At 46.0% G+C, this 25,089-nt stretch carries 21 protein-coding genes and 1 riboswitch; of the genes, 7 read left to right on the forward strand and 14 right to left on the reverse strand.

The features are described from left to right. Positions 1–3: 3 nt before the first annotated feature. Both WQ57_RS13600 and WQ57_RS13605 read left to right on the forward strand, forming a co-directional pair. Entirely contained in the window at positions 4–1,467 is a 1,464-nt protein-coding gene (locus tag WQ57_RS13600) for an ABC transporter ATP-binding protein (protein WP_046524320.1), read from the forward strand. Further along, complete coding sequence (locus WQ57_RS13605; RefSeq protein ID WP_046524321.1) at positions 1,467–2,240, forward strand: energy-coupling factor transporter transmembrane component T family protein; 774 nt, start codon at positions 1,467–1,469, stop codon at positions 2,238–2,240. The genes WQ57_RS13600 and WQ57_RS13605 overlap by 1 nt, the downstream gene beginning before the upstream one ends. A gap of 343 nt (positions 2,241–2,583) precedes the next feature. Here WQ57_RS13605 and WQ57_RS13610 read toward each other — a convergent pair whose 3' ends face one another. Beyond that, the gene (locus tag WQ57_RS13610) at positions 2,584–3,252 is read right to left on the reverse strand and encodes a C39 family peptidase (protein ID WP_046524322.1); all 669 of its coding nucleotides are present in this window, start codon (positions 3,250–3,252) and stop codon (positions 2,584–2,586) included. A 144-nt stretch (positions 3,253–3,396) separates the two neighbouring features. On the opposite strand from WQ57_RS13610, the gene WQ57_RS13615 reads away from it, so the two are divergent. Further along, complete coding sequence (locus WQ57_RS13615; RefSeq protein WP_156183137.1) at positions 3,397–3,720, forward strand: hypothetical protein; 324 nt, start codon at positions 3,397–3,399, stop codon at positions 3,718–3,720. A 46-nt stretch (positions 3,721–3,766) separates the two neighbouring features. Here WQ57_RS13615 and WQ57_RS13620 read toward each other — a convergent pair whose 3' ends face one another. Further along, entirely contained in the window at positions 3,767–4,588 is an 822-nt protein-coding gene (locus WQ57_RS13620; protein WP_046524324.1) for a polysaccharide deacetylase family protein, read from the reverse strand. Between the two features lie 150 nt (positions 4,589–4,738). On the opposite strand from WQ57_RS13620, the gene WQ57_RS13625 reads away from it, so the two are divergent. Beyond that, on the forward strand, positions 4,739–5,938 hold the full coding sequence (locus tag WQ57_RS13625; RefSeq protein ID WP_084820277.1) for a putative glycoside hydrolase: 1,200 nt from the start codon (positions 4,739–4,741) through the stop codon (positions 5,936–5,938). 33 nt (positions 5,939–5,971) lie between these two features. Here WQ57_RS13625 and WQ57_RS13630 read toward each other — a convergent pair whose 3' ends face one another. Together WQ57_RS13630 and WQ57_RS13635 are read right to left on the reverse strand one after the other, a co-directional pair. Beyond that, positions 5,972–6,667, reverse strand: a complete 696-nt coding sequence (locus WQ57_RS13630) for a DUF421 domain-containing protein (protein ID WP_241481550.1) — start codon at positions 6,665–6,667, stop codon at positions 5,972–5,974. A 173-nt stretch (positions 6,668–6,840) separates the two neighbouring features. Then, entirely contained in the window at positions 6,841–7,623 is a 783-nt protein-coding gene (locus WQ57_RS13635) for a J domain-containing protein (protein WP_046524326.1), read from the reverse strand. A gap of 184 nt (positions 7,624–7,807) precedes the next feature. Between WQ57_RS13635 and WQ57_RS13640 the strand changes: the two genes are divergently transcribed. Further along, positions 7,808–8,971 carry an iron-containing alcohol dehydrogenase gene (locus tag WQ57_RS13640; protein WP_046524327.1) on the forward strand — a complete coding sequence of 388 codons (1,164 nt, stop codon included), beginning with the start codon at positions 7,808–7,810 and terminating at the stop codon, positions 8,969–8,971. Positions 8,972–9,080: 109 nt separating this feature from the next. Here the strand turns inward: WQ57_RS13640 and WQ57_RS27090 are convergent, their stop codons facing one another. From WQ57_RS27090 to WQ57_RS13685, 8 genes are all read right to left on the reverse strand, one after another. Beyond that, positions 9,081–9,929 carry a YhcN/YlaJ family sporulation lipoprotein gene (locus tag WQ57_RS27090; RefSeq protein ID WP_046524328.1) on the reverse strand — a complete coding sequence of 283 codons (849 nt, stop codon included), beginning with the start codon at positions 9,927–9,929 and terminating at the stop codon, positions 9,081–9,083. Positions 9,930–10,054: 125 nt separating this feature from the next. Then, positions 10,055–12,634, reverse strand: coding sequence for a right-handed parallel beta-helix repeat-containing protein (locus WQ57_RS13650; RefSeq protein WP_064537367.1), 2,580 nt, complete (start codon positions 12,632–12,634; stop codon positions 10,055–10,057). Between the two features lie 64 nt (positions 12,635–12,698). Continuing rightward, entirely contained in the window at positions 12,699–13,487 is a 789-nt protein-coding gene (locus WQ57_RS13655; protein WP_084820279.1) for a rhamnogalacturonan acetylesterase, read from the reverse strand. A gap of 356 nt (positions 13,488–13,843) precedes the next feature. Further along, positions 13,844–15,316: an alanine/glycine:cation symporter family protein gene (locus WQ57_RS13660; RefSeq protein ID WP_046524329.1), complete on the reverse strand. Its 1,473-nt coding sequence runs from the start codon at positions 15,314–15,316 to the stop codon at positions 13,844–13,846. An 18-nt stretch (positions 15,317–15,334) separates the two neighbouring features. Continuing rightward, the gene (locus tag WQ57_RS13665; protein WP_173427558.1) at positions 15,335–16,933 is read right to left on the reverse strand and encodes an amidohydrolase; all 1,599 of its coding nucleotides are present in this window, start codon (positions 16,931–16,933) and stop codon (positions 15,335–15,337) included. 173 nt (positions 16,934–17,106) lie between these two features. Beyond that, positions 17,107–17,285, reverse strand: a riboswitch (Lysine riboswitch). 93 nt (positions 17,286–17,378) lie between these two features. Beyond that, the gene (locus WQ57_RS13675) at positions 17,379–18,359 is read right to left on the reverse strand and encodes an ABC transporter permease (RefSeq protein ID WP_046524332.1); all 981 of its coding nucleotides are present in this window, start codon (positions 18,357–18,359) and stop codon (positions 17,379–17,381) included. Next, positions 18,352–19,263, reverse strand: coding sequence for an ABC transporter ATP-binding protein (locus WQ57_RS13680; RefSeq protein ID WP_241481546.1), 912 nt, complete (start codon positions 19,261–19,263; stop codon positions 18,352–18,354). The genes WQ57_RS13675 and WQ57_RS13680 overlap by 8 nt, the downstream gene beginning before the upstream one ends. 11 nt (positions 19,264–19,274) lie before the next feature. Continuing rightward, positions 19,275–20,060 carry an SGNH/GDSL hydrolase family protein gene (locus WQ57_RS13685; RefSeq protein WP_046524334.1) on the reverse strand — a complete coding sequence of 262 codons (786 nt, stop codon included), beginning with the start codon at positions 20,058–20,060 and terminating at the stop codon, positions 19,275–19,277. Positions 20,061–20,210: 150 nt separating this feature from the next. Here WQ57_RS13685 and WQ57_RS27015 point away from each other — a divergent pair, with 150 nt between their 5' ends. Further along, positions 20,211–20,387 carry a hypothetical protein gene (locus tag WQ57_RS27015; protein WP_173427557.1) on the forward strand — a complete coding sequence of 59 codons (177 nt, stop codon included), beginning with the start codon at positions 20,211–20,213 and terminating at the stop codon, positions 20,385–20,387. Between the two features lie 271 nt (positions 20,388–20,658). Next, positions 20,659–23,475 (forward strand): M14 family metallopeptidase, encoded by a 2,817-nt coding sequence (locus WQ57_RS13690; RefSeq protein ID WP_064537368.1) that lies wholly within the window; start codon positions 20,659–20,661, stop codon positions 23,473–23,475. 94 nt (positions 23,476–23,569) lie between these two features. On the opposite strand, the gene WQ57_RS13695 is transcribed toward WQ57_RS13690, so the two are convergent. Together WQ57_RS13695 and WQ57_RS13700 are read right to left on the reverse strand one after the other, a co-directional pair. Beyond that, positions 23,570–24,643 (reverse strand): SDR family oxidoreductase, encoded by a 1,074-nt coding sequence (locus tag WQ57_RS13695; protein ID WP_046524335.1) that lies wholly within the window; start codon positions 24,641–24,643, stop codon positions 23,570–23,572. Between the two features lie 138 nt (positions 24,644–24,781). Continuing rightward, positions 24,782–25,036 (reverse strand): hypothetical protein, encoded by a 255-nt coding sequence (locus WQ57_RS13700; protein WP_046524336.1) that lies wholly within the window; start codon positions 25,034–25,036, stop codon positions 24,782–24,784. Between the last annotated feature and the right edge of the window lie 53 nt (positions 25,037–25,089).

Below are 25,089 nucleotides of genomic sequence, written 5' to 3' on the forward strand. Positions count from 1 at the left end.
AAAATGGAACAACTTGCCATCCGTAATTTGCGGCTGAAATTTCCCGGAGAGAAGTCCCTGCTGTTCAGGGACTTGTCCCTCTCCTTCAAAGAAGGGGAAAAGGTTTTGCTGCTTGGTCCCTCGGGCTGCGGCAAGTCCACCCTTTTACAAGTTCTGAGCGGCCTGATTCCACGCTCGATTGATATCCCGATGAAAGCAGAGAATTACGCTCCCCCATCTTCCTGGGGATATGTATTCCAGGATCCCGACAGCCAATTTTGCATGCCATTTGCCGATGAAGAAATTGCATTCGTCCTTGAGAATCTGGGTGTACCGCGGCATGAAATGGATGGCCGGATCCAGCGGCACCTAAGGGAGGTTGGCCTGCATCTGGACGACCTTCATACGAACATCAGCACCTTATCAGGCGGCATGAAACAACGGCTCGCCATCGCCTCCGTGCTAGCCCTTCAGCCTGAGGTCCTCTTTCTGGATGAACCGACCGCCATGCTCGATCCTGAAGGGACAAAAGATATCTGGAGCTTGCTGAAGCAGGTGGGCGAGGACAAAACGGTGTTGGTGGTCGAGCATAAAATTGACCATGTTCTTGAGTTTATCGAAAGGATTATTCTTTTTAATGAAAATGGTGAAATCATCGCCGATGGACCAAAGGGAATCATTTTTTCCCGTTACAGGCAGGTGATGCGGAATCAGGGAATCTGGTATCCTGGCGTTTGGGAGGAGCATCTTCGGCAGCAGCCTTTACCTCCTGTACAGTCCAAAGGAGACCTCCTCTTACATCTCCAAGATTTTAAGGGCTACCGGAAAAAGGAACCTAAAATTGCAGTAGAAGACCTCAAGGTAATTCCGGGGGAATGGATTGTCATCAGGGGAGAAAATGGCGCTGGCAAAAGCACCTTTCTGCATGCGTTGATGCAATTCATCAAACACAAGGGGACGTATGAACTGTTGGGAACGCCCATTAAAAAGCTTAAAAACATAGTAGACTATATGACGTTTGTCTTTCAGAACCCTGAATTTCAGTTTGTAGCAAACACTGTTAGGGAAGAAATTGCCTATTCTTTAAGGATTGAAAAAAGGGATTCAGTACAAATCGAGGAAACAGTCCAGCGGCTGCTGCATTTATTCCATCTTGCAGACCATCAGCATAAAAACCCCTTTCAGCTATCGATGGGACAAAAGCGCCGGCTAAGCGTCGCCGCTTCCATCGTCAAGGAACAAAAACTGATGCTGCTTGACGAGCCTACCTTTGGGCAGGATTCAAGAAACACTTTTGCCTTGCTAAGCTGGCTCGAGGAGTACCGCCAGCAGGGCACCACCATCATCATGGTGACACATGACGACCATATTTCGGACCACTATGCCTCAAGAGTTTTAACCATAAAAGACAGGCAACTCATCAGTGACGAACAAACCCGAAGGCATGAAGCAAACCCGATTGCCGGGACGTCTGGAGGTGCTTTTTAGTGAACCTTTACCAAAATGAAACATGGCTCCACTCCGTCAATCCCAGCCTGAAGCTTCTTGGGTTAACCATCTTGTGCATCGGTGCGCTGTGGATCCATGACCTGAATTACATGGTGACTGTGACTGTCGGGATTCTGGTTTTATTTCTGGGTTTTACCGGGCAGCGTTTCCGGTACCTCTTTCTCCTGTTCATTCCATTCATGTTCATCTTCTTATCCACCTCATCGGCGATGATCATGTTCGGGCAGGGAGAAACCACCTGGTTCAAATGGGGGCTTGTCCATATAACAGAGGAAAGCTTTTTGAGAGGGATGCTTGTAGGCTTGCGCGCTCTGCTGTTTGCGGCTCTCGGGCTGACTTTTGCGCTTACGACCAAGCCCGTGAACTTGTTTTATTCGCTGATGCAGCAAGCGAAGCTTAAGCCCAAATATGCTTACAGTTTCATGGCGGCTCTCAGGCTGATTCCTATTATGATGGAAGAATTCCAGACAATCAGGAATGCCATGAAAGTGCGCGGGGTTGAAAAACAACTAGGAACTCAGGGAATCACATTTAAACTCAAAGCCTGTTCCATTCCCCTCCTGTCCGGAAGCATCCGCCGTGCCCACCGGATTGCCGTGGCAATGGAAGCGAAGCAATTTTCCGAATCTCCTCACCGGACGTACTATTATCAATTCAGATTTTCGTACGTCGATACGCTTTTCATTTTGTATTTTGCTCTATTGCTTTCGGCAGGCTACTTTGTGGCTGTCTGGATTCCATTTTTACCATAATAAAAACCGCGAGAACGTAAATCTCGCGGTTTTGATCTATGCCACTATGAACATATCCCCCGCATTTGTTTTTAATGAATTTGAAAAATAAACGGAGAGATTCCGCCTATATTGGGAAATACACACATTTCCCGCAATATAAGGGGAGCTTTTCCGCTTATCTTCATCTAATCCTTAGATTTAGGTCTAAAATACAGTAGTTAAGCGGAATATATCCGCTTATTTATACTTCATAATCCCCTTCTATATACATTAAGGGGAATTTCTCCACCTATGAATTCCTACCTGATGGAAAATAAGCATTCACAGATTTTATTCTCGAAACAAATTAGGTGCGTTTTATTTATTCCTCCTCATAGGTAATTGCCTGATTGCCGAATTGCTCCCATCCGGCAATGAACGCATCTTTTGGATGCTGCACATTCTTCTCATCCAGCGGGTCGTTCACATAAACATGCTCCTCGTCGTATCCTGTCACCAGGACAGAGTGCCAGTTATAGGTGATGTCGATTTCTCCTTGCTGTGTTTCCCATGTTTCCCACTCTTCCTCTGGAACCACGTCAAAAGTGCTTGTCACCAAAACCCAGACAGGACGGCCATCAGCCACATAGTTCAATACATCCTCAAAACTCTCTCCCGTCAGGTCGATCACTCGCCCAGGCAAGTAATTCTCTGCCAAATCTGCTATCGGACCATGGTAGACTCCAAGTCCAGGCTTGTCCATTGTTTCCATATTGCCGACAAACCCTTCCGCCGGGTGGCCTCTTTTTCCATCTTGTTCAAAAGGAACCTTCTTGATTTCCTCCGCCAGCGTCATTTTATCCACTTCCTCGCCAGCATGCTGCAGCAGCATCGCAAGCGTTGTCACTTCACAGCCCCGTTCAAGCTCGGGCAGCTGCGAGATGTGCGGGGCATCAACCTTCGCTTCCTTTTGTTCCGCGTCAGGAGGCGGGCTTTCATTCCCCGAGCATCCTGCCAAAACCAATCCCAATGCAAGAAAAACTTTTTTCATTGCGGGCTCTCTCCTATTTTCGTTCTATATCTGTTCTCTTCCCTTACAGACTGTTCCTAATCGCTGGATAGGTGAAATTTGTACCGATTCGAAAAACCTGTTTTAACCCGCCTTGAAATCAGGTAATACTATAATGAGGTGATAATGATGATTAAAGCAGATTCACTTGAAGAATTGAGCCGCTTGGCGAAACAGGCAGGAGAAAATTCATGGCTCCTTGTAAGTCAGAATGAGAGCTATCCTGCCGGTTTCACGTTGGGAGATGAAGATAGTGCGGCAGGAACCACGCTTAAAATGGAAATGCAGCTTCTGCTCGAGACACCCGAACAGAATTATTATTTTGCCAATCAATATCAAGATGAAGAGTTATATAAAGAAGCAATTAGCCAATTGGAGGAACTGATGGAGGAAATCCGGTCCGAAACAGTGGAGCCTTCTGTTATGGAGGCGAGATTGCATCAGAATTAGGAAAAAAAATCAACAGGCCAATGTAGCCTGTTGATTTTTTTGTTTGTTACGGAACCGCAATCAGATGAGGATCAGCAATGGAATAGCCTTTGGACTGCAGCCCTTTTACGATATCCTCCAGTGCATCCTTCGTCCACTCGCGGTCATGCATCAAAAGGTTTGCCCCATTGGTGAGGTACGGGCTTGTGACCATGATTTCAGCCAAAGAATCCGGGTTCTGGTATTGCTTCTCCCAGTCATAGCCATACGTCCAGTTCATCAGCAGCATGCCTTCCTCTGCGGCAATTTCTTTGGAATAGTCCGTATTCATGCCGAATGGCGCCCTGAAAAAGGCAGGAGAAACACCGATGATTTCTTTTACCCTATCATTCAGGCTGACGATTTCCTGCTTCTGCTCCTCTTCCGGAATTTGCGTCAAGGTTGGATGCGAATAGGTATGGTTGCCAATCGCAAAGCCCATTTCATGGATCTTTTTTAATCTCTCTTCCTCTTCGGGAGTGTCAAGAAAATGCCCATTCACGAAGAAAATCGCCTTTACACCAAGCCTGTTGAGAGTCTCGGCCATTTCAAGCGAATGCTTGTCTGGTGCATCATCGATGGTGATCAGAACATTTTTTTCCTCTGATCCATCCAGCCGCTCAATGACCCAGTTAGCTTCATTTAGCTTATAGACCGGCTTGGCTTCTTCAGCAGCTTCCTCCGTGTTTTCTTCAGGCTCTTCTGTTTCCTGCGGTTTTTCTGCATTTTCCGTTTTTGGCGCTTCTTCTGTGGGTATAGGTTCTGTGACCTTGGGTTCATTGCTTTGCTTGGCTCCGCTGCATGCGGCAAGCACAGCAGCAGCAAACAAAATGAGTATAAATGATTTCATGCTGATTCCTCCATTATGCTTATTCTAATTTCTTCATACCCACAAGAAAAGGGGGAAATCCAAACTTCTGCAGGTTTTCGACGAAATTCGAACAAATCTTCGAGATTCGTCTTTATAATAGAATAAAAGACTTACAGAGGAGAAATTCAAATGAACTACAAAACTCTTATCATCCTATTGGTTTCTTTCCTGCTGATAGGATGCAGCAATCAACAGCAGACGGCAAGCGAGCCGAAGCAAGCAGCAGCGAAAATGCCAGAAAAAGAAAAAAGCGAATTAGCTGAAAAGCCTGTGCCAGAAGGTTTTAAGTCCCCATTTTCTTTTGATTACCCGGAAGATGGTGTAAAAGGAATCTATGTGACCGGACCAACTGTCAGTGTTTCAAGGTTCGATGAGCTTTTGAAACTCGTGGATAGTACTGAATTGAACAGCATGGTCATCGATATTAAGGATGATTTTGGTTTGCTGCAATATCAGCCCGAGGAAGGCTCACCATTTGAAGAGATTGGCGGTCCATACATAAAAGATCCTGAAAAATTACTAAAAACCTTGGAAGAAAAAGAGATTTATCCAATCGCCCGCGTCGTGGTCTTCAAAGACAACCACCTTGCATCAGAGAGGCCGGAGCTTAGCTTTACCGAAAACGGTGAAGTTTGGAAAAACGGACGAGGCGAAAGCTTTGTCAATCCATTCATGAAGGAAGTATGGGAATACAATGTGGAAATTGCCAAAGAAGCAGCCAAAATGGGCTTCAAGGACATCCAGTTCGACTATGTCCGTTTCCCGGAGGGTTTCGAAACAAGGGACAGCACGCTTGAATACTCCCAGGGAGATTACAGCGATGTGGACAAAGATAATGTCCAAAAAAGGGTCGATGCGGTAACCGATTTTGTTGCCTATGCGAAGAAAGAGCTTGAGCCTTATGATGTAGATGTCTCGGTAGATATCTTCGGCTACTCGGCCACTCTTCCGGAAGCTCCGGGAATTGGGCAGAATTTCTCCAAGATTTCAGCCAATGTGGACGCCATTTCCAGCATGATTTATCCGAGCCACTGGACAAGCTATTTCGGCATTGAAAAGCCTGACCTGCAGCCGTACGAAATCATCAATGAGTATGCCAAGCATGAAAACAAGGTACTGGATGCATTGGAAAACCGCCCGGTATCAAGGCCGTGGATCCAGGATTTTACCGCAAGCTATCTTGGAGCAGGGAACTATAAAAACTACGGAAAAGCAGAAGTGGAAGCCCAAATCCGTGCCTTGAATGAAAATGGCATCGACGAATTCCTGCTATGGAATGCCGCCAACCGCTATACAAAAGGGGTAGATTATACTCCGCTTACACCGTAGATGAAAAGACCGCACTTTGCGGTCTTTTCCCATTTACTCAACATCCGCCGGCGAGGACAGAGCGTCGTTATGAGTATCAACAAACAGCTTTCCGCCGCTGTTCACTACGGCATAATAAACATCCTCAAGCTGCAGGCTCCTTTTTCGAAGTTCAGTCTGGATCCATTCTTGATCATATTTGCCTGATACATTCTTTTCGATGATTTTCCCGTCCATAATCAGTTCAACCGGCAGAGCCTCCGTACCTGAAGAAAGGTTCAGATCCTGTTTTGTAATACTTTGAAAAGGTTTCTTTTTTAAAACAGACAGCTTGCCGCTATCTTCCAGCAAGGCATATTCCACTTCCTGAATATGGAACACACCTCCTTCTCTCAGCTGCTGGTTCAGGTCATCAATGGAGAATTTCACTTTCTTCATATTTGTTTCAAGTATTTTCCCGTTTTCAATCACGACTGTTGGCTTCCCCGTCAGCCACCCCCTGATTTTCCGGCTTTTAGACGCTGCTATTAACAATAAATAAAACAAGACAATCATCGATACGAAGCCTGCCATCATATCAAGGAAACCAAGCTTCGTATTGAACCCCATATTGGCGATATAGGAGCCGATCGTTATCGAAAGGGCAAAATTATAGTGATTTTTATGTGCATTGATATGCTTGCCAATCACCAGGGTAATCAGGATTAAGAGAATAAAACTGATGACTGTTCTAAGTATAGATTCCATCATTGCATCCACGCTTGTACTCCCATTAACGTAATTTTTACTATTATTAATGTTTCCTGTCTCTTCCAGTTCTATTACTGCTAACAGCATCTCCTGATAGGGAATATAAAAAGCCGCATCGGTGAATTTTCACAATGCGGCTGCCAAATAGATCAGAATGTACGTTAATACTGAATTCATCCTTTTACATTATTCCTGAATGTATCATAATCATTTTTTATATATTGGAATGCCGCCTGATTGCCGCCATGGTCAGGATGAGTGACTTTTAATAAAGACTTGTATCCTGCCAATATATCCTTGTGGGTGGCTGTTTTTGAAAGACCCAGTTTGCTTCGGTAGTCATTGGGGCTAGTCATGCGGCGGGAGTCCTGGATTTTTTCAGGTTCCTTTTTTCCACCTTTGTAAAGTTCATCCTTCAGCTTTAGAATCTCGCTGCGCAAGTGAAGGTTTTCTTGTAAAAGGCTTTTTGTCTCATGCTGGAGTTGACTTCTCTCCTTCTCGAGATGGAGGATTTCCTTGTTCAGTTTCTCTCGTTGCTGAATCATCGTCTTAACCGATGATTGGTGGAGCTGTTCGAGCCCGTTTATATGTTCATCCTGCGCTTTTAATTTAGCCTGTAATTGCCGGATCAGCCTCTCCTGGTCTGAAGAGTTGTGTGAGGCAGGTGTCTGTGTTGACAGGTATGGAACCTTGGGGCTCTCTTGGCCAATGCTTTGGATCTTTCCATCCCTTAGCCAGCGCCTAACCGTCTGGACGGCAACAGCCTCGTTAACTCCCGCCTCTTTCAGCATGTTAAAAGCCTGGTCTGTATCTTTAAGTATGTATCCGGATTTGCGGCGGACCGTTCCTTCAAAATTCACCTTCCGTTCACGCAGCCAGGTTCTGACCATCCGAATCCCCGCATCCTCAGCCACTCCGGCATCCTTTAAAAGCTCGAACGCCTCCTCTGTGTTCATATTGCTCCCTCCCTTCTTGTGATGATGTATTCGTTATGCGACACTTGTTATTTTGACATATATTCTTAAAATTGAATTTTACTTTTATATTTTATTTCCTTTACAACATTTGGCTGCAAGCGTTTGTTTTTCCTCCGTTTCATAGTAAGATAGTGATTGTGTTTCAGGAGAGGAGGATTTAATGATGCAGGATTTTGTGTTTCAAAACAGTACGAAGTTGATCTTCGGGAAGGATAAAGAACAATTTGTTGGAAAAGAAGCGGTGGCTTATGGCCGGAAGCTCCTTTTGCATTATGGAGGCGGGAGCATAAAGAGCAGCGGCTTATACGACCGGGTGAAGGAATCCCTGAAGGACCAAGGCATCGAGGTATTCGAGCTGGGCGGTGTCAAGCCTAATCCGCGCGTAAGCCTTGTACGAGAGGGAGTTGCGCTATGCAAAGAACATGACATCAGCTTTATCCTTGCCGTTGGAGGAGGAAGCGTCATTGATTCCGCAAAGGCCATCGCGGCCGGTGTTCATTATGAAGGCGATGTATGGGATTTTTTTGACGGAAAGGCAGAAGTTACAGACTGTCTTCCAATCGGTGTGGTGCTGACCATCCCTGCTGCCGGCAGCGAATCCAGCAGCGGTACGGTCATTACAAACGAAGAAGGGTGGTACAAGCGGTCCGCCATGCATCCATCCATGCGTCCCCAGTTCGCCATCCTGAATCCGGTGCTTACCTATACCTTGCCAGCTTATCAAACCGCATGCGGCATCACTGATATGATGGCTCACATCCTCGAAAGGTATTTTACCAATGAGAAAAATGTGGAACTGACAGACCGCCTTTGCGAAGGAGCGTTAAAGACCATCATCAATCATGCGCATACGGTCCTTGAAGAACCGACTAACTATGACGCGCGTGCCGAAATTATGTGGGCGGGTACGATTGCCCATAACGATATGCTTGGCACCGGGAGAATTGGCGATTGGGCCAGCCATGATATCGAGCATGAAATCAGCGGCATTTACGACATCGCCCATGGTGCCGGTCTGGCGATTGTCTTCCCTGCATGGATGAAGCATGTCTACAAGCATGACATAAACCGGTTTGCGCAGTTCGCCAATCGGGTGTGGGATGTAGAAATCGATTTGAACAACCTCGAAAAGACGGCATTAGCCGGAATCAGGAAAACAGAAGAGTTCTTCTCTTCCATCGGAATGCCGATAACTCTGAAGGAAGCCAATATCGGCGACGAACACTTTTCCGAAATGGCAAAAAAAGGAACAGAAAGAGGACCGCTGGGGAACTTTGTACCATTAGATGAAACAAATGTTCTCGAGATTTTTAATTTGGCTAGATAAGATCACTTAGAATGTAGTCCGCCATTGGGACTGCATTCTTTTTTTGGGTCGGTGCTGTCCGAACCCCAAAAAAGGGCAGCCAGTTTCAGTCTGGCTGCCTCCCTTTTTTCTAACGATTATTATTATATCGGTTGCCGAAGAAGTCATTCATTGTTGTATTGAAGTTATCAAACATGCCGTCCCTGTTGCGGTTGTTACGGATGTCATCTGCAAAAGTACCCATTCTGTCATACAAGTCAGGGTCGACGGATACGAATACTTTGTGAATCCTCTTGTCAGCCTGGCGCACCTGGTCGGCAATCTTTTGCTCAAATTTTGATGAAACTTCGCTATAATTGGTTGCTCTGCCAGTATCGCCAGCGGTATTGTTGCCCGCATTTCCGGCACCGGCTGCGCTTCCTCCATTGCCTGTTGTGCTTCCGCCCATGGCAGCATTGTTCCCGCCAGTATCATTGTTCCCGAAGATTGTGTTATTGTTGTTCCTATTGCCTGCTCCCGCATTTTGCAGGTCTCCGCTTCCAGCATCCCCCTGGCCGTCAATGATGCCATCATCGGCCCTGTTCCTGTTGCGGTCAGGCTTGACTGTCCCTTCCTCGATAAATCCTTCGCCATTGCGATCCATGTCATTGACCCTGGCATTTCCATTGTTCTCACGGTTGTTATTGTTGTTATTGTTGTTATTCATTCTTACCGTCACATAAGCATTGTTTTCCGAGATGATAACATGTGCATCTTCCACTTCTTCCATCTTTTCAACTTGCTTTTCCGCACGGTCGGAAATCGTCAGGGTCCGATTTCCATCTCGGTTGTTATTGTTGAACGTTCTGGGGCGATCCTGATTGTTCATCACCTGGGGTCCCTGGTTATTATCGTCCCTTGCCGCGTTATTGTTTACTCCGCATCCTGCAAGGCTCAGCGACAAAACAGCACATCCTGCAACAATCCATGTTTTCTTCATTCTGTTCACTCCTTAAGTTGTTCTCTATCTTATGATGGCTAAATTGAACCAGTCTATTCACGGAATGAACAATAGAAGCACAATGAAAAAGGGCAGCAAAAAATCGCTGCCCTATCCTTGCTATGCTATTTTTTCTTTAAACCTGGCGGCATTTGCTTCACATGGATATCCAGCTCAGCAGTTAGCCCATTGTAATCCACGGAAACCTTCGTCTTTCCTTTTGCCACGGCTTCGACGCCCCCGTCCCGGTCTACTGCAGCAATCGAAGGATGAGCACTTTCAAACTCCAGGCCTGAAGCCAGAACCTTTTCAGAACCATCAAAATACCTGGCCTTAATCACTAGCTGTGCAGTTTCCCCTTCTCTCAGGGAGTTTGGCCCTTCCACAGAGAGCGATACCGGAAGTGCAGGAATAGCGCCTATCCCACCACTGCTCAAAAAGCTTTCAGGAGTTGGCCTCAAGAAACTTCCATATAAAATGTTGCCATCACGGTCCCGTCCAAACTTTTCGGGGACAGCAGTATCTACAAAGTCTTCAGCCGAAACGGCTTTTCCTTCGCTATTGACCGTCTTCTCTCCGTCAAAGAAGAAGTTGGTTTCATCTTTATTGCCGGAGATAAAATCCTCAATTCCTGGTTTTGTCCGGATAGAAAGGTTGTTCTTGAACGTTCCCTGCTCTTCTGCCGAGAAGTATGGGTTGATCCTGAACACGAAATTGAAACGCTTGTTATCAAATGAAGTGTTGTTTTCAACGATCATTTTTCCTGGATTAAAATTGTCGGTAAAACCATCCATGTTATTGTCAAACGCAATGTTGTTGCGAAGCACATGCGCAACCGGAAGTCCTTCGCCGCCGACTTTAAAGCCGCTGCCAGATGTTCCTTCCTCGTTATAGCCATCGCTGAGCTTTCCATTGGAGTAGGAAATATTCCCTTCAAGCGTGACAGGCATGTTAGGGCCTTCGTTCGTCCTATTATATAAATCCCAGCCATCATCGATGTTGTGATGTGCGATATTTCCCCTGAACACATTTCCAACCCCAACGCCCAGCTTTGCTGCAAAGCCGTCGGCATTGATATTAGAAGCATCGCGATTGTCATGGGATTCACTGTTTAAAATCAGGTTGTGTTTTGGCCAAAAATCAGGATTCGAGCCGCTTCCCGCAATATGAAGACCCGTATCTCCGTTATAATTGAACAACATCTGCTCCACAATATTATTATTTCCGCTTAACCTCATCCCGGTGGAAGCGGCTTTTGTAATCTGGATTCCCGCCACCTTCCAGTAGTCTCCGTTCAGCTGCAGGACATTGGAAAGTTTGCCTTGTCCGTCGATAACAACCTTTTCACCATCATAGGCAGCCAATGTTTTCATTTTTCCTTCAGAGCCGCTGTACTCCTTCTTGATGTGAATCATCGAAACCGGAGTATACGTCCCTTCGCGCATGAAAATCGTTTCACCAGGCAGAACATATTTAATCGCGGTTTCCAGGTCCATGGGGTCTTCCATGGTACCTTTCGCGCTGCTCGAACCCTGTGGAGACACAAACAAACCTGCCCCGCTGTTGTATACTTTCTTTGTCACGGTGATATTTTTTGTAATCGGGGCCGTTGGCGGACCGTCAGCAGGAGTATAGTTCACGCTGAAATCCGTTTTTTCCTGCTCTAATTGTGTGTCCAATGAGTAGGCTTCATTGGCCTTGACACCCGCTCCCGATACGACTTCGACGCCGTCTTTCTTAATGGACACTGTGCCATCATAATTGGCCAGTACCTTCAGATCATAATCTGATGAACCATATTCCTGCGCAGATACAATGTTCATCAAAGGACTAACAGGTGCTGGCTCCGTCAGCGGGGTCGGAACGGTATTGGCTTCACTTAGTGTCAGTTCTGCATTCTCAATCACCATCTTGGCATTCCTTGATGCATAAAAGCCCACATACATGGCATCCTTTTCAAGAACCTGGACAAAGTCAGCGCCTTTTACTCTTTGCTCAAACGTCTTTTCTTCAGCAGTATGAGTGAAGGTAACCGACATGATAAACTCGGTATCTGTTCTTTCGAGCTTCACTCTTGCAGGGGTGCCGACGGGAAGAATATAGGCTGAATCCGTTGTAAAACCAGTTGCCTTCAGCTGGCTGCCAAGATTTCCCCATGGATAAAGAACACCAGTGCGGTAGATAGGGGACACGCCATGGCGCATCATGCCGACACCAAAGATATTGGACGCAGCCGGAACCTCTTCATACCCTAAAATCATCGGGTCCTGCCGGGCGGCGCCAATGGCATCCCTGACCATGATGCCGGCACTTTCCTGACCATTAGGATTGGCTCCTGTCTCCGGGCCAAACTGTTCAATGATCATATCCGCTTCCAGGACGAAGTTGTGAAGATTTGGGTCAAGCTTTGTATAATAGAATGTCAGCCCATCATGGCCCGGTGCCATTTTTCCTCCCCGGCTTTCGAGGGTGATTTTCCCTTCAATAGTTCGGGGATTCTCAGGGTCCGCATAATTTGTGCCTACTTTTTCAGGCAGTACATTGGCCGAAAAATTCAGGTCTGTCGATTGTCCAAACGTTACGCTTTGCCATGTCAGGTTTTCCGTGCTCATCGTATTTTCGTTTTCTTCAGCAAATACCGGTAACAACGTGCTGAATGCCAGCAGAAAGGCTAGAATCAGACTGGATATGTTTTTAGACACCATTATTTCTCCTCTCCTCTTTCAAATCGAGGCTGCAATAACCTCTTTTTTCTCTCTAATACGGGGCTTATTTTAAAATACGGGTTTTTAATGGCGCCAAATTTAGCTCCTTCATTTCTTCAATAACCAAAGCGGCTATTCTCCTGGCCCCCTCTTCCTGAAAATGGGTGTTATCCTCCACGCCCTGAGGGTAGTTCACGTGCTCTCCTTCTTCAAGCCAGAGAAACACATCCTTTGTCCCTTCAGGACCTAGCTCCTGGAACAGCGCCTTGCTTTTGGCTGTAAGGTTAATCAGCGGAACATTTTCTTCTTCTGCCAGTTCCATCATCGCTTTCGGATATTCACCATGTGAATCTCGTGCGATTCCTTCTGCCATAAAGCGTCTGCGTTCCACCGGAGTAATGAGTACAGGAACCGCCTTTTTTGCACGGGCACCGTCAATATACTGCTTCAAATGGCTCTTATAGGTGGTATAGGGCTCTGTATAGCGGGATGGATCTTCGATTTTCTGATCATTATGGCCAAATTGAATGAATAGGTAATCTCCCTTTTCAATCTGTTTTAAAATAGCGTCCAGCCTGCCTTCATCTATAAAGCTTTTCGAGCTTCTGCCTGATGAAGCTTCATTTTCAACAACAACCTTGTCATCGAAAAACCCGCCCAGCACCTGTCCCCATCCTGCTCTTGGCGCAGCCTTGCCGTCATAATCGGAGACCGTAGAATCTCCTGCCAGGTAAATTGTGATGGGATTTTTATGACGATTTTCAGATTTGGCTGCGTCAACATAAAGATTGCCGAGAACCAAGGTCGAAACCATCAGCAGCAGGAAGCCTGCCAGTATTTTTTTGCGACGCATTTTCAGCATGATACTCCTCCTAAAATAGCCATTTTGTATGCACCCGTCCCTTATGTACCGCATTCAGATACTCGCCTTACTCCGTAAGCGCTTTCAGTTCTGTCCGGCTTTAGCTGGAGCTTTGGCCTGGGGCATGGCACACCCCTAATATTCCCAATGTCACCGCCTTTTCTTATAGATTAAGGTAATTATTATGGAAGAAATTCAATGAAACAATACAAAATATTTAGAAGATTGTTTTGCTTTTTAAGATAATTTTACACAATAGCTATAAAGAACCAGTGAAATATTCTCGTTAGCAGGTATAAAGACCTTATAAAAACGCACGATGGAATATCCATCGTGCGCTTATGCTGCTATCCAATTTCCTGCTTACGCTTTTCCTTCTCTACCTTCTCTTCATAAAATAGGGAGAAATCCGGGTCTATTTCACCAATCCCAAGATACCTTGCTTTATAGTCTTTAAGAAGGGCAAAGAATTGCTTTCCTAAAATCAGGATCACGACGACGTTGATAAAAGTGGGGATGGCCGAAGAAATATCGGCGAAATACCAGACCGTCTGTCCTGGCAAACCAAAGGCCACACCATATACAACCATCAATGACCCAGGGATGGGATAGAGATAGATAAAGGTCTTCAGGATTCTGTTTTTCATCTTGGTGTTTCCTTTTAACAAATGGCGCAGGACGATTTCATAGTATGAGTACCAGCCCGTTACTGTCGTCAATCCGAATAACAGAATAGACAGGGCAATGACGATCCTGGCCGTATCGCCTATTCCCGTTTGGAAGGCTGTCAGTGTTAAATCGGCTCCTGATAAACCGGATGACCATGCTCCGGTAATTATGATGGTAAAAGCGGTGATGGTAGCAACGATGATAGTATCAATAAAGACTTCAAACGCACCCCAGATTCCCTGTTTTACCGGATGATCGACCTTGGCCGTGGAATGGATCATCGCTGAAGTTCCCCAGCCAGCTTCATTGCTGTATACGGATCTTGCCATTCCCATTCGGATGACTTGGGCCACAGCCGCTCCAGTGAAACCGCCAACGGCAGCGGTACCGCCAAATGCCCCGTCAAAAATGAGGGCAAAGACATTTCCGATTTGATTGATATTGGTCAAAATGACAAACAATCCAGCAATAATATAGAATAAGACCATGGCTGGAACCAGCTTGGATGCGAGCTTTCCAACATGCTTGATTCCGCCCCACACCACAAAATAAACAAGAAGCGAAAATAGGATGGATGCCGGAACCATTCCAATATTAAAAGTGGAGGAAATAGCTTCCGAAATGGTATAGTTCTGCATTGTGATAAAGAATGTTGAGAAAATTCCCATTCCAAACAGACCGGCAGGAAAAATCCAGTATTTAAAATTCCTTTCTTCCCCTAGCCCCTTTTCCATATAATAGGTCGGCCCGCCGTACGGATCGCCATTCTCATCGGTACTTCGATAATAAACAGAGAGGGTAACCTCCACCGTTTTGATGATCATTCCTAATATGGCTGTCATCCACATCCAAAAGACTGCGCCAGGGCCGCCGACTGCAATCGCCGTAGCAACACCGCCGATATTGGCCACACCGACTGTTCCGCCAATCGCGGTTGCCACTGCTTCAAAGGACGACATGACCCCTTTTTTCCCGTCATCGCTTTTCTCCTTCTTAAACATGCTGCTGAACGTAGCTTTTAAAATGTGTGGAAAGTGCCGGAACTGAAAAAACTTGCTTCCGATTGTAAAATACAGTCCGACAAATACCATTGTGAGGATCAATGGCAATCCCCATAAAAATCCTGATAAGCTTGCTAAGATGTTTTCCATAATGTCTCTCCCAAGTTGTTAGTTTCTTCTATAGGTGATCTCTCCGCCAATAATCGTCATTTCAATATCTGTTGTCAGCAATTCATCTGCATCTTCCATGCCAAATGGATTCTTTGAATAAACGGTCATGTCAGCAAATTTACCACGTGCGATTGTTCCTTTGACGGTCTCTTCATTCGTTGGATAGGCTCCAAGTTCAGTGAACAAACGGAAAGCCTCCACCATCGTCAGTTTTTGTTCAGGACAAAAGCCTTCGTGGTTTTCTCCCGGCTTTTTGCGTGTGACGGCTGCGTGGATGCCAAGAATCGGGTCAGCCGGCTCTACTGGTGCATCCGATCCGCCAGCACAAATGACGCCCGCGTCCATCAAGGTTTTCCATGCGTACGAAAGCTTGATTCGCTCTTTGCCGAGACGCTCCTCCACCCATGGGAAGTCACTGGCGATAAAGCGCGGCTGTATATCGGCAATTCTGCTGGAATGCTTCAGCCTAGGGATCAACTCCTCCCTCAGAACCTGTGCATGAATCAGCCGGTCGCGGTACGAGGCTGCCGGAAACTGGTCAAGCACATCGAGAACATTTTCCAATGCTTTGTCCCCAATGGTATGGACGGCGATCGGCATGTCGAGCTCCCGTGAGCTCCTGACAATATCATACAGCTGCTCCTGGCTGTACATCGCATCTCCATAATTGCCGGAATCATCACTGTAAGGCTCCGATAACAGCGCCGTTCTTCTGCCAAAAGCCCCGTCGGCGAAGATCTTCACGGCACCGATTTGCAGGGTGTCATTTCCGTAACCTGTATACATCCCTGCATCTTTTAAGTCTTTTAAAAATTCGTGGTTGATTAATAGATTGGTGCGCAAGCCAAGCTGCTCTCCGTTTAAAAGCTCGTTGTAGATATTCCATGTCTGCTCCAGTCCGCCCAGGTATAGAGGGTCATTGGTATGCACACTCGTCAGCCCTCTTTGCATCGCAAACTGGATCGTCTGGCGCATCGCGTTTTTCCAGTCCTGGTACGAACGCTCCGGGGTGTTCTGCCTGACAATATTCATCGCCGACTCAAGCAGCATTCCAGTAGGCTGCTTCGTGATTTCATCGAGGACGACCGTACCGCCTTCCGGAACGGAAATCAACGGGTGATAACCGCTTATTTTCAACGCATTGCTGTTGACTAGCGCTGCATGCAGACAAGTTCTGGACAGCAGGACTGGATTGGCAGGTGCTGCATAATCCAGTTCGGAAATAACAGGGATTCCTCCGTCGGTGAACAGATTTTCATCCCAGCCGCTGCCTACAATCCATTGTCCAGGCTCAAGTTGCAGTGCCCTTTCCTGAACTTTATTCAGCATTTCATGCTTGGAGGTGACACCGGTCAAATCAAGGTTGATGAAACTGTCCGCCATAATGGAGAGGTGGAGATGGCTGTCAATCAGCCCTGGCGTAGCAGCGTTTCCTTCCAAATCAATGATTTGGGCAGAGCTTCCCCATTGAAGCAGCATATCGGCTGTTGAACCCATGTCAATGAAACGCCCGTTTTCGACGACAACAGCCTGTACAAATGGTGTTCTTGAATTAAACGTGTAGATCTTTCCGTTTGTGTAGATGGTTCTCAAGATGATTCGCTCCTTAGAAAGTAAATGATAAGAGAGACGTTCATGCTTGAGTGCGGAGTGAAGTGACTGAAGGGAGGGAAAAGTGGAATTTTTGCGAAAGCTCAAAATAAACGCAAAAAAGCAACGATAGAAAATAACCTATCATTGCTAGATGACAATATACGTTATCCTCCATTTCGATCAGTAGTCCTCCATGCACATAAACAAGCATGACAGTCTGCTCCTTGTTCAGAAAGCATCCCAGCTGCAGCAAGTTTGACTCCTTGCTGCGCTTCGGCAAATCTTCCTTTCATCCATCCTCATCGATGTCATACTCCGATGGATTACTAATAAGATTCGCTCCTCTACCTCACCGATCTGATAAGGTCTTATGAAATTAAGGTTAATACTATCAAAGAGTTTTGTGGAAATCAATAGTGAATTTTTCTAATTGGCGCATTGCTCTTATTCAATAGATATCCTGCCTTGTAAAAACGATAAACGAAACCGCAAGGGCGGCGAGTCCCCACAGTGTCAGCACAATCAATGAAAATCCAAGTGACATGCCTTCAATTGGCGGAGCTTTTCCGGCCAGGTAGGCCGTTAAATCGAGATTGATCATAAACAAATATTTGGCCGACTCCCAGGAAGAAACCATATTGCTCAGGATGGCACCTGAAATCAGGGCGGCAAGCATGACCCCCATCCCTGCAGGAGTGTTTTTGATCAAAACAGACAGCATAAAGGCGATGCTGCCGACAACAAGAGCCACAAACCAGACCAGGCTGAATTCCATCAGCAGGTATTGCCATTGCGGGATCAATTGGACGGCGTTCGTGTTCAGCTCGATTCCTTCCGCACTAAATCCAATAATAACTGGGGCAGACCATCCCTGGTAGCCGAAGACGATTCCTGAAATCAAATAAGATAACAGCCCGAACAGTACAACGATGATCGAAATGGAAAGAAGCAGCGCTAGATACTTGCTCATGAGGATTTTCCAGCGTTTCACCGGCCTAGTCAGCAAAAGTTTAATCGTTCCTGCGCTCCGCTCCGAGGAGACGATGTCGGCAGCCACCACCATCACCATCAGGGGAAGGAACAAAGTGATCGAATGATCGGCGAATGTGCGCATGAACGTCGGGGCACCAGGCTCGACCGGGTTGACGTTATGGTCCAGGTAATACTGCTGCTGCTGGATGCGGAGCTGAAGCTGGCTTTTCCACTCATCAGAAATACCGCTGCTGGTAATCCTGTTTTGCGCATCAATAATCTGCTGCTGCAGCGTTGTCCGCCAATCTACGTCTCCAAAGCGTTCCAGCCTCCGGTCTAATTCCTTCCATTGCGCATAGGTGAACATGCCGACAAGAATGGCAATTATTCCGGCGACCACCAAAATTCTTTTCTTGCGGACAATTTTCAGCAGTTCATTCCTTACCAGGCTATACAACCGATTCACCTCCTGTAAGTTCAAGGAATAAGTCTTCAAGCGCCGGCAATTTCCGGTTCATTTCTTTCACAAGGATGCCTTGCTCCACCATCGCCTTGTTCCATAAAGGTGTTTCACTATCACTATAGGAAGTGACCAGTGTGCCGTCCTGCGCGTTATGCACCTGGGTAAACCCGCTCAACACCTCTTTTGCCCTGGCCAGCGGCTCTGCCCGCCACACCACTCTCTCCTGCAGGGCCAAAAGCGATTTCACCGCATCCACCTTAATAATGCTTCCCTGGGAAATAATCGCGACCCGGTCACACATAAGCTGGATTTCACTTAGGAGATGGCTGGAAACCAGGACAGTAAGCCCTTCTTCTTCCGCAAGGTAGCGGATGAAGTTCCTCATTTCCCTTATGCCCATCGGATCGAGTCCATTCGTAGGCTCGTCCAGGATCAGCACCTTTGGCTTTCCAAGCAATGCCTGTGCAATGCCGAGACGCTGCCGCATCCCCAGGGAATACGTTTTTAGATGATCATGAATCCGTTCGTGAAGCCGGACAAGCTTCACTACTTCCTCCATATGCGCGTTCGTGACGCCTGGAAGCATTCCCGCGAAGTGCTGGAGATTTTCCCATCCCGTTAAATATGGATACAGCTCCGGATTTTCCACAATACAGCCCATGTGTGACATTGCCTTTGTAAAATTCCGCTGTACATCGTATCCGCCAATCTCTATAGTCCCCGCAGTAGGCCTGATCAGGCCGACCAGCATGCGGATGGTGGTCGTTTTGCCGGCACCGTTTGGTCCTAGGAATCCGAACACTTCCCCTCTTTTAAGTTCAAAGTTCAGCCCTTTGATGATTTCCTTTTTGCCAATCCGCTTTCTTAGCCCTTTTACAGCAAGCGTTATTTCACTCACGTCTCCACCCCCTACCATGTAATCAGCGATGCGACCCGTTCCGCAATCAGCTTATAGCCTTCTGCATTCGGATGGAATTTATCGGAATATAAATAATCATTCACACTAAGCTGGAACAAATCGAATGTCGGAACATAAATGGCCTTTTGATCCTGGTCCAGCAGCCTGCTTGTTTCATGGTTCCAGTCCCGGACAATTTGAGTGGTCAGTGCTGAATCATTCAAGTCAATAAACGGATTATATAAGCCGATATGGAAGATGACGGCTCCCTCATTCAATGACCTCAATCCCTTAAGAATCTTCTGCAAATTGTCAAGGTAGGCTTTCCTTGCCTGAGTGATCTTTTCACTGTTCATTTCCAATAAGGTTTGGCCGCCCTGAAATAAATCATTGCCGCCAATGGTGATCAGGATGTAATCGGCATTCTTAACCTGCCTTTGTATTTCAGCCTGCTGTATCTGATTTAAAAGCTGTCCTGACCGGTAGCCTTTCACGCCAAAATTTTGCAGAGTGATTTTTTCTTCAGTTTTCATCTGAAGTTCCTCCACCAGATAGCCAATATATCCTTTTCCGCTGTCATCACCAGTCCCCCTGGTCAGCGAGTCCCCAAGCGCGACAACGAATTTTCCTTTTATACTGGTCGCGGCTTCTCCTGCCGGCTCCACTTCCTCCATCCTGCTGGAACCAGCATCCCCGCTGAAGAATTGGTTTTGGATTGTCCACCCAAGCCCAAATAGCATCAATGCCATTGATAATAATGAAAAAATAAATACAAACCGGACAGAACCCTGCTTCATAAGACCACTCCTATTAAAAATTCCATTGTAACCAGCCAATATAAAAGTCTCTCTTTACATTATAAACCTTTTTTTGGAAGAGAATAAATGGATGCATGAATGAGGACGTTTCCGAAAGTCCAAATTAACAGAAAAAGGAGGGAAAATGGAATGCAGAAAAAAGGAGAAAGTGACCTTCAGCATGAAGGCAAAGACAAAGTATATTTGGATGTGGACCGCATCATCAATGAAGGGTTATCAGGCGGCTCTGTACATATGAGAGAAGGCTCAACGAACATTGAAGAAGCAAGGGACATGGAAGAAGAAGCGCCGCCAAATCAATCTTGACACTAAAGGCAAATAGATTTTAAACTGAAACGCTTGGCTGGACACCAAAAAGGTTCAGCCATCGTTGTTTTAGAGAAAGTATTTTTTATTTACAGGAACATCTTTTACCTTGCAGCATCTCCCCTTAATTTTGTAAAACTACATTTATTTAAAGTCCCTCTTTTTTTGTCGAAGATATTATTCCGTTTTCCGAAGGATATCGCTTAAATTATTCCAAATATTCTGTTATGTTAGATTAGTAACTTACTAACTACATAGAAAGGATGATTGGATGAAGAAGCATTTTGCTGGATTGCTGGCATTGATGATGGTGCTCTCCCTGTTCTCTGCTGCAGCCTTCCCTGCTCTGGCAAATAGCACAGCGGAAGCACTGGAAACAGTAGAATTGGAGACAAGCAGAGACCTTTTCTCAATGACGGAAGTCAGGACAGTTGAAGTCCAAGCAGATTTAGGAGAAAACGCAGATTTAAGCCAACTGGAGTTCCAGTTTGGCGGGAAGGAAATTTCGGAGTGGAAAAAGTGGACTAGCGGAACCACCTTTAACGGAGACCCCTTCATAAAAGTTGTGGAAGAGCCACATTATGTGGACGATACAACCGTTAAAGCTACTTTAGAGTTTGGTTTATTGTTTAACCGTGACAATCTATCAAACCGTACCATCCGCACTCAGTACCAGCAGTTCATCGGCGAATATGAACTGGCGATGGTCAGTCCTGACACGGAAACAAAAGCCGCAACCACCGTCAAGCTCAATGTCTATGACGAATTCCTGTTTTATGACCAGCTGAAGCCTGCGATTGTCTCGATTTTCGAAGAGGCAAACGCAAAAAATGATCGCTACCTCGAATACCAAAGCCTTGGCAAAAGCGTTGAGGGCCGTGACCTTCATTTCGTCATTTTGGCAAAAGATAAAGAGGCGGTAGACAAATATTTAAACGAAACGCTGCCGACAGCGCTTGAAAACCCTGAAAGCCTTCAGGAAAAAATCAATAATGGAACAATGGGCGACTACCAGATTCCCGTTTGGATCAACAATATCCACCCCGATGAAGTGGAAGGTGTTGATGCACAGGTCGAGCTGCTAAAGAAATTTGCTGTTGAAGATAAGGTAACCATCACAAACGAGAAAGATGGGAAAGAAACAAGTGTAACCTTGAATGTCGATGAGGTCCTGGATGATGTGATTTTCCTCTATATGTTCACCAATAACCCGGATGGCCGCGTCGCCAATACAAGGGCGAATGCCAATGGCTTTGACTTGAACCGTGACAATCATTACCAAACTCAGGTCGAGACACAGGCCGTTACGGAAGAGATTGCAAAATGGACGCCTCTCTCCTTCCTGGATATGCACGGCTATGTGGACGGATTTTTAATTGAGCCGACCACACCGCCGCATAATCCCAACTATGAATACGACCTGCTGCACCCGGCCATGATCGAAGAAGCCAATGCGATGGGACAAGCAGGGATTGGAAACTCGAAACTGGATTCTTATTTCATTCCGGCACAGGCTTGGGAAGATGGCTGGGATGACATGACACCAGCTTATACAGCGACGTTCGCGATGCTCCACGGGTCGCTGGGCCATACAATCGAAGTTCCGGCCCTTAGCCAGGACAGCTATCGGGCAATGGTTGGTGCAGGCATGGGGGGAATCCTTTATGTGACTGAAAACAAGGACAGGCTCTACAAGAACCAGCTGGAAATTTTCAAGCGCGGTGTAAACGGTGAAGATAACACCGCCGTCGATGAATATTATGTCAATGCTGCGGGAGAATCAATCGGCCGCCAAAGAGGCGAAAATGAAAATTTCTTCCCTGACTACTATGTGATCCCGACTGATAATAAAGAGCAGAAAAACAATCTTGAAGCTCACAATATGGTCGATTACCTTCTTCGCAATGGCGTAAAAGTAGAGCAAACGACCAAAAACATGAAAGTGAATGGAACTCTGTATCCTAAAGGCACGTTTGTTGTTCCTATGAACCAGGCAAAACGCGGCTTGGCCAACGCCATGCTTTATAAAGGCGACAATGTATCCGACTGGGCAGCGATGTACGACCCAATCGTCGTCAATTTCCCGGCTCTGCGCGGATTTGATATCGATGAGGTCCGTGTGGCAGGAGCCTTTGATCAAAACACAATTGAAGTAGAAAACGTTGCAGCACCAACCGGCCAAATTACCGGCAAGACCCCAAAACAAGTGCTGGCCAATACCAATAATGACACCGTTAAACTCGTAAACGAGCTGCTTGAAAATGGAGCAGTTGTCGAGAAAGCAACCGAAACGAAAGCCGGCGTCAATAAAGGCGACTTTATAGTCAGCACAAAAGATTTGCAGGCTTATGGCAAGGATTATTATTTCGAATCGAAGTCACTTGGTACTTCAAACGCAGGTAGAACAGAAAAGCTGTCCCAGCCGAAAGTCGCTGTAACAGGGTCTTCACAGCTGCGTTTCTCCGTCAAGGAACTCGGCTTCAATCTTGTGGACCCAGCGACTGCTGATGTCATTGTCAGCGACAGCGGAACACTTAATCTGAATAGCATGTCCGGCAAGCACTATGTTGGAATCGGAGCCTCGGCCTTAAATGCTGTAAGGAACAGCGGTGCGCTGGCTGGATTTGATTTCGCCCGCACAAGCAACGGCCATGAAGGTCTTTTAAAAGCAAACGTGAACGACCATGTGCTGACATCCGGTTATGAGGCGAATGAGCTGCTTTACACAACTAATGGAGCATGGATTACTTCTGTCCCTAAAGAAGCAGAAGTACTGGCAACCATCAGCAAAAGCGATGATTTCTATGTTGCCGGCTGGTGGCCAGGCCATGAACAGGCAAAAGGCCAGACTCTTGCTTTCACGCAAAACTTTGAAGATTCCAGCATCACCCTTTTCGCCAATGATTTGGCCTTCCGGGCACACACACAATACAGCTACCGCTTCCTTGCCAACTCCATCTATGCTTCCGTTGGCACCGAAGTAGAGAAGAAAGGCAAAGGAAAAGGAAAACTGAAGGATAAAAAAGGAAAACCTCAGAATAACAAAATAGAAGAATCCTTCTTTGAAAAAGGCAGGGACCGTGAATAAATAGAAGGTCCTATTGACCACTGCTTTTATTAAAAAGTACCGCTCTCAACTTAAAGAGGTGCCCGTCCCCAGGACGAGCACCTCTTATGCTTGATCAGCCTTTTGCTGCAAAAACTTCTGTTTCTGCAGCCTTGCTTCCGGAAACTATTTTTTTCAGCATATCCTCCGTTAGGTCCAATGGCTTTAGGTTCGCTTCCTTTAGCAATCTTCTAGTGTTATGGTCAAAAAATTCTATAGCCCTTTCCCAGTATGGGTAAAAAACACTTATAGGTTCGTTAAATCTGGTTTCCTCAGCGGTGAGTTCCCCCTGGTAGCTGGTTGGCACGACTTCAACATTCCATATATCAAGAGAGCTCCTGATCATATCACAGATTTTCTGATTGGTTGGCGGGTTGGAATTGGTTATATGGTAAATCGTATTGTCTTCAGCATGATTCAGTGCCGCACTTAATACCTTTACCACATAATCAACTGGAACAAAGTTCTGGGGGATTTCTGGATTACAGAGGAACTTAAAGTTTTTTATTGGGGATTTCTGTCTGTCCATCCTTCTTTTCAGCAGATCAAAACTCCTGATGATCCCATACAACGCAAAAGCCGAATCTGCCTTTCCCGTCCTTGAATCGCCAATAATGATGGATGGACGAAAAATACTTACATTGAAAAAGTCTTTATACCGAAGGGCCAGATGCTCCGCCTGACACTTGCTTTCTTCATAATAATTATTAAAAGGAAGATCAACTGAATGCAATTCTTCTCTTGCTTCAAACTTTTTGCCGAGCGTATAGGCAGTGCTTACATGGAAGAAATGCTTTACCTTCAGCCTCCTCGCAAGCTCCAATATATTTTTTGTTCCCTCATAATTAATCTTGAACGTTTTTTCCTTATCTTCTTTATGAAAAGAAAGAAAGGCTGCCATATGATAGACCGCATGAATGTTTTGCGTTAAGGATCGTATCATGTCCTCCGCAATCCCTGCATGATCCCGGGTAATATCTCCTTCCACCAGATGTAAATGTTCACGAAGATGGAACGGTGTTGAAGCAACGAGATTCTCCGCTTTTTTTTGATTCCGTACAAGGGCATATACATCATGGCCATCCTCAAGCAGGCTCAGCGTTAATTGTTTCCCGACAAATCCTGTGGACCCAGTTAATAATATTTTCATTTCCACTCTCCTATATCATTATTCTTTCTACCAATACCCTACTTTAGTTATAATATCTTTTCAAATACTAACATATGGGATTAATAATCTTTTCAAAATCAAAGACAAAAAAATAGCGCCAGGCTACAAAGCCTGACGCTATCTTAAAGCACTATTCAGCGATTTCCTATATCCCCACAGCTCGTCCCAGTCGATTGGAAGCTCCTCTAAATCCCAAAAACAATCATTTTTCCTGTGCACTGTCAAACGGCCATCCTCATAGCGCATGAAAGTAATTGTCCCGGAATGGGCAAAGTCTTGGGCTGCTAGATAATGCTTTTCGCCGTCGAACTCGGCGAACTCCACAAAGCGCTCTTTCAGTTTTTCAATATCGGCTTTTCTGCGAATAACCAATAGAAACACCTCCTGAATACTTATATTCGTTACAACTTGCACAATCCCTTTTA

Source organism: Mesobacillus campisalis (assembly GCF_000986785.1).
GTDB lineage: Bacteria > Bacillota > Bacilli > Bacillales > Cytobacillaceae > Mesobacillus_B > Mesobacillus_B campisalis.

What these genes read in the sequence shown, in the direction of transcription:
- WQ57_RS13685 (WP_046524334.1), bottom strand. Translation starts at nt 20,060, where the DNA reads ATGAAGCAGGGTTCTGTCCGGTTTGTATTTATTTTTTCATTATTATCA.
- WQ57_RS13620 (WP_046524324.1), bottom strand. Translation starts at nt 4,588, where the DNA reads ATGAAATCATTTATACTCATTTTGTTTGCTGCTGCTGTGCTTGCCGCA.
- WQ57_RS13640 (WP_046524327.1), top strand. Translation starts at nt 7,808, where the DNA reads ATGCAGGATTTTGTGTTTCAAAACAGTACGAAGTTGATCTTCGGGAAG.
- WQ57_RS27090 (WP_046524328.1), bottom strand. Translation starts at nt 9,929, where the DNA reads ATGAAGAAAACATGGATTGTTGCAGGATGTGCTGTTTTGTCGCTGAGC.
- WQ57_RS13655 (WP_084820279.1), bottom strand. Translation starts at nt 13,487, where the DNA reads ATGCGTCGCAAAAAAATACTGGCAGGCTTCCTGCTGCTGATGGTTTCG.
- WQ57_RS13695 (WP_046524335.1), bottom strand. Translation starts at nt 24,643, where the DNA reads ATGAAAATATTATTAACTGGGTCCACAGGATTTGTCGGGAAACAATTA.
- WQ57_RS13635 (WP_046524326.1), bottom strand. Translation starts at nt 7,623, where the DNA reads ATGAACACAGAGGAGGCGTTCGAGCTTTTAAAGGATGCCGGAGTGGCT.
- WQ57_RS13660 (WP_046524329.1), bottom strand. Translation starts at nt 15,316, where the DNA reads ATGGAAAACATCTTAGCAAGCTTATCAGGATTTTTATGGGGATTGCCA.
- WQ57_RS13650 (WP_064537367.1), bottom strand. Translation starts at nt 12,634, where the DNA reads ATGGTGTCTAAAAACATATCCAGTCTGATTCTAGCCTTTCTGCTGGCA.
- WQ57_RS13630 (WP_241481550.1), bottom strand. Translation starts at nt 6,667, where the DNA reads ATGATGGAATCTATACTTAGAACAGTCATCAGTTTTATTCTCTTAATC.
- WQ57_RS13625 (WP_084820277.1), top strand. Translation starts at nt 4,739, where the DNA reads ATGAACTACAAAACTCTTATCATCCTATTGGTTTCTTTCCTGCTGATA.
- WQ57_RS13615 (WP_156183137.1), top strand. Translation starts at nt 3,397, where the DNA reads ATGATGATTAAAGCAGATTCACTTGAAGAATTGAGCCGCTTGGCGAAA.
- WQ57_RS13690 (WP_064537368.1), top strand. Translation starts at nt 20,659, where the DNA reads ATGAAGAAGCATTTTGCTGGATTGCTGGCATTGATGATGGTGCTCTCC.
- WQ57_RS13610 (WP_046524322.1), bottom strand. Translation starts at nt 3,252, where the DNA reads ATGAAAAAAGTTTTTCTTGCATTGGGATTGGTTTTGGCAGGATGCTCG.
- WQ57_RS27015 (WP_173427557.1), top strand. Translation starts at nt 20,211, where the DNA reads ATGCAGAAAAAAGGAGAAAGTGACCTTCAGCATGAAGGCAAAGACAAA.
- WQ57_RS13600 (WP_046524320.1), top strand. Translation starts at nt 4, where the DNA reads ATGGAACAACTTGCCATCCGTAATTTGCGGCTGAAATTTCCCGGAGAG.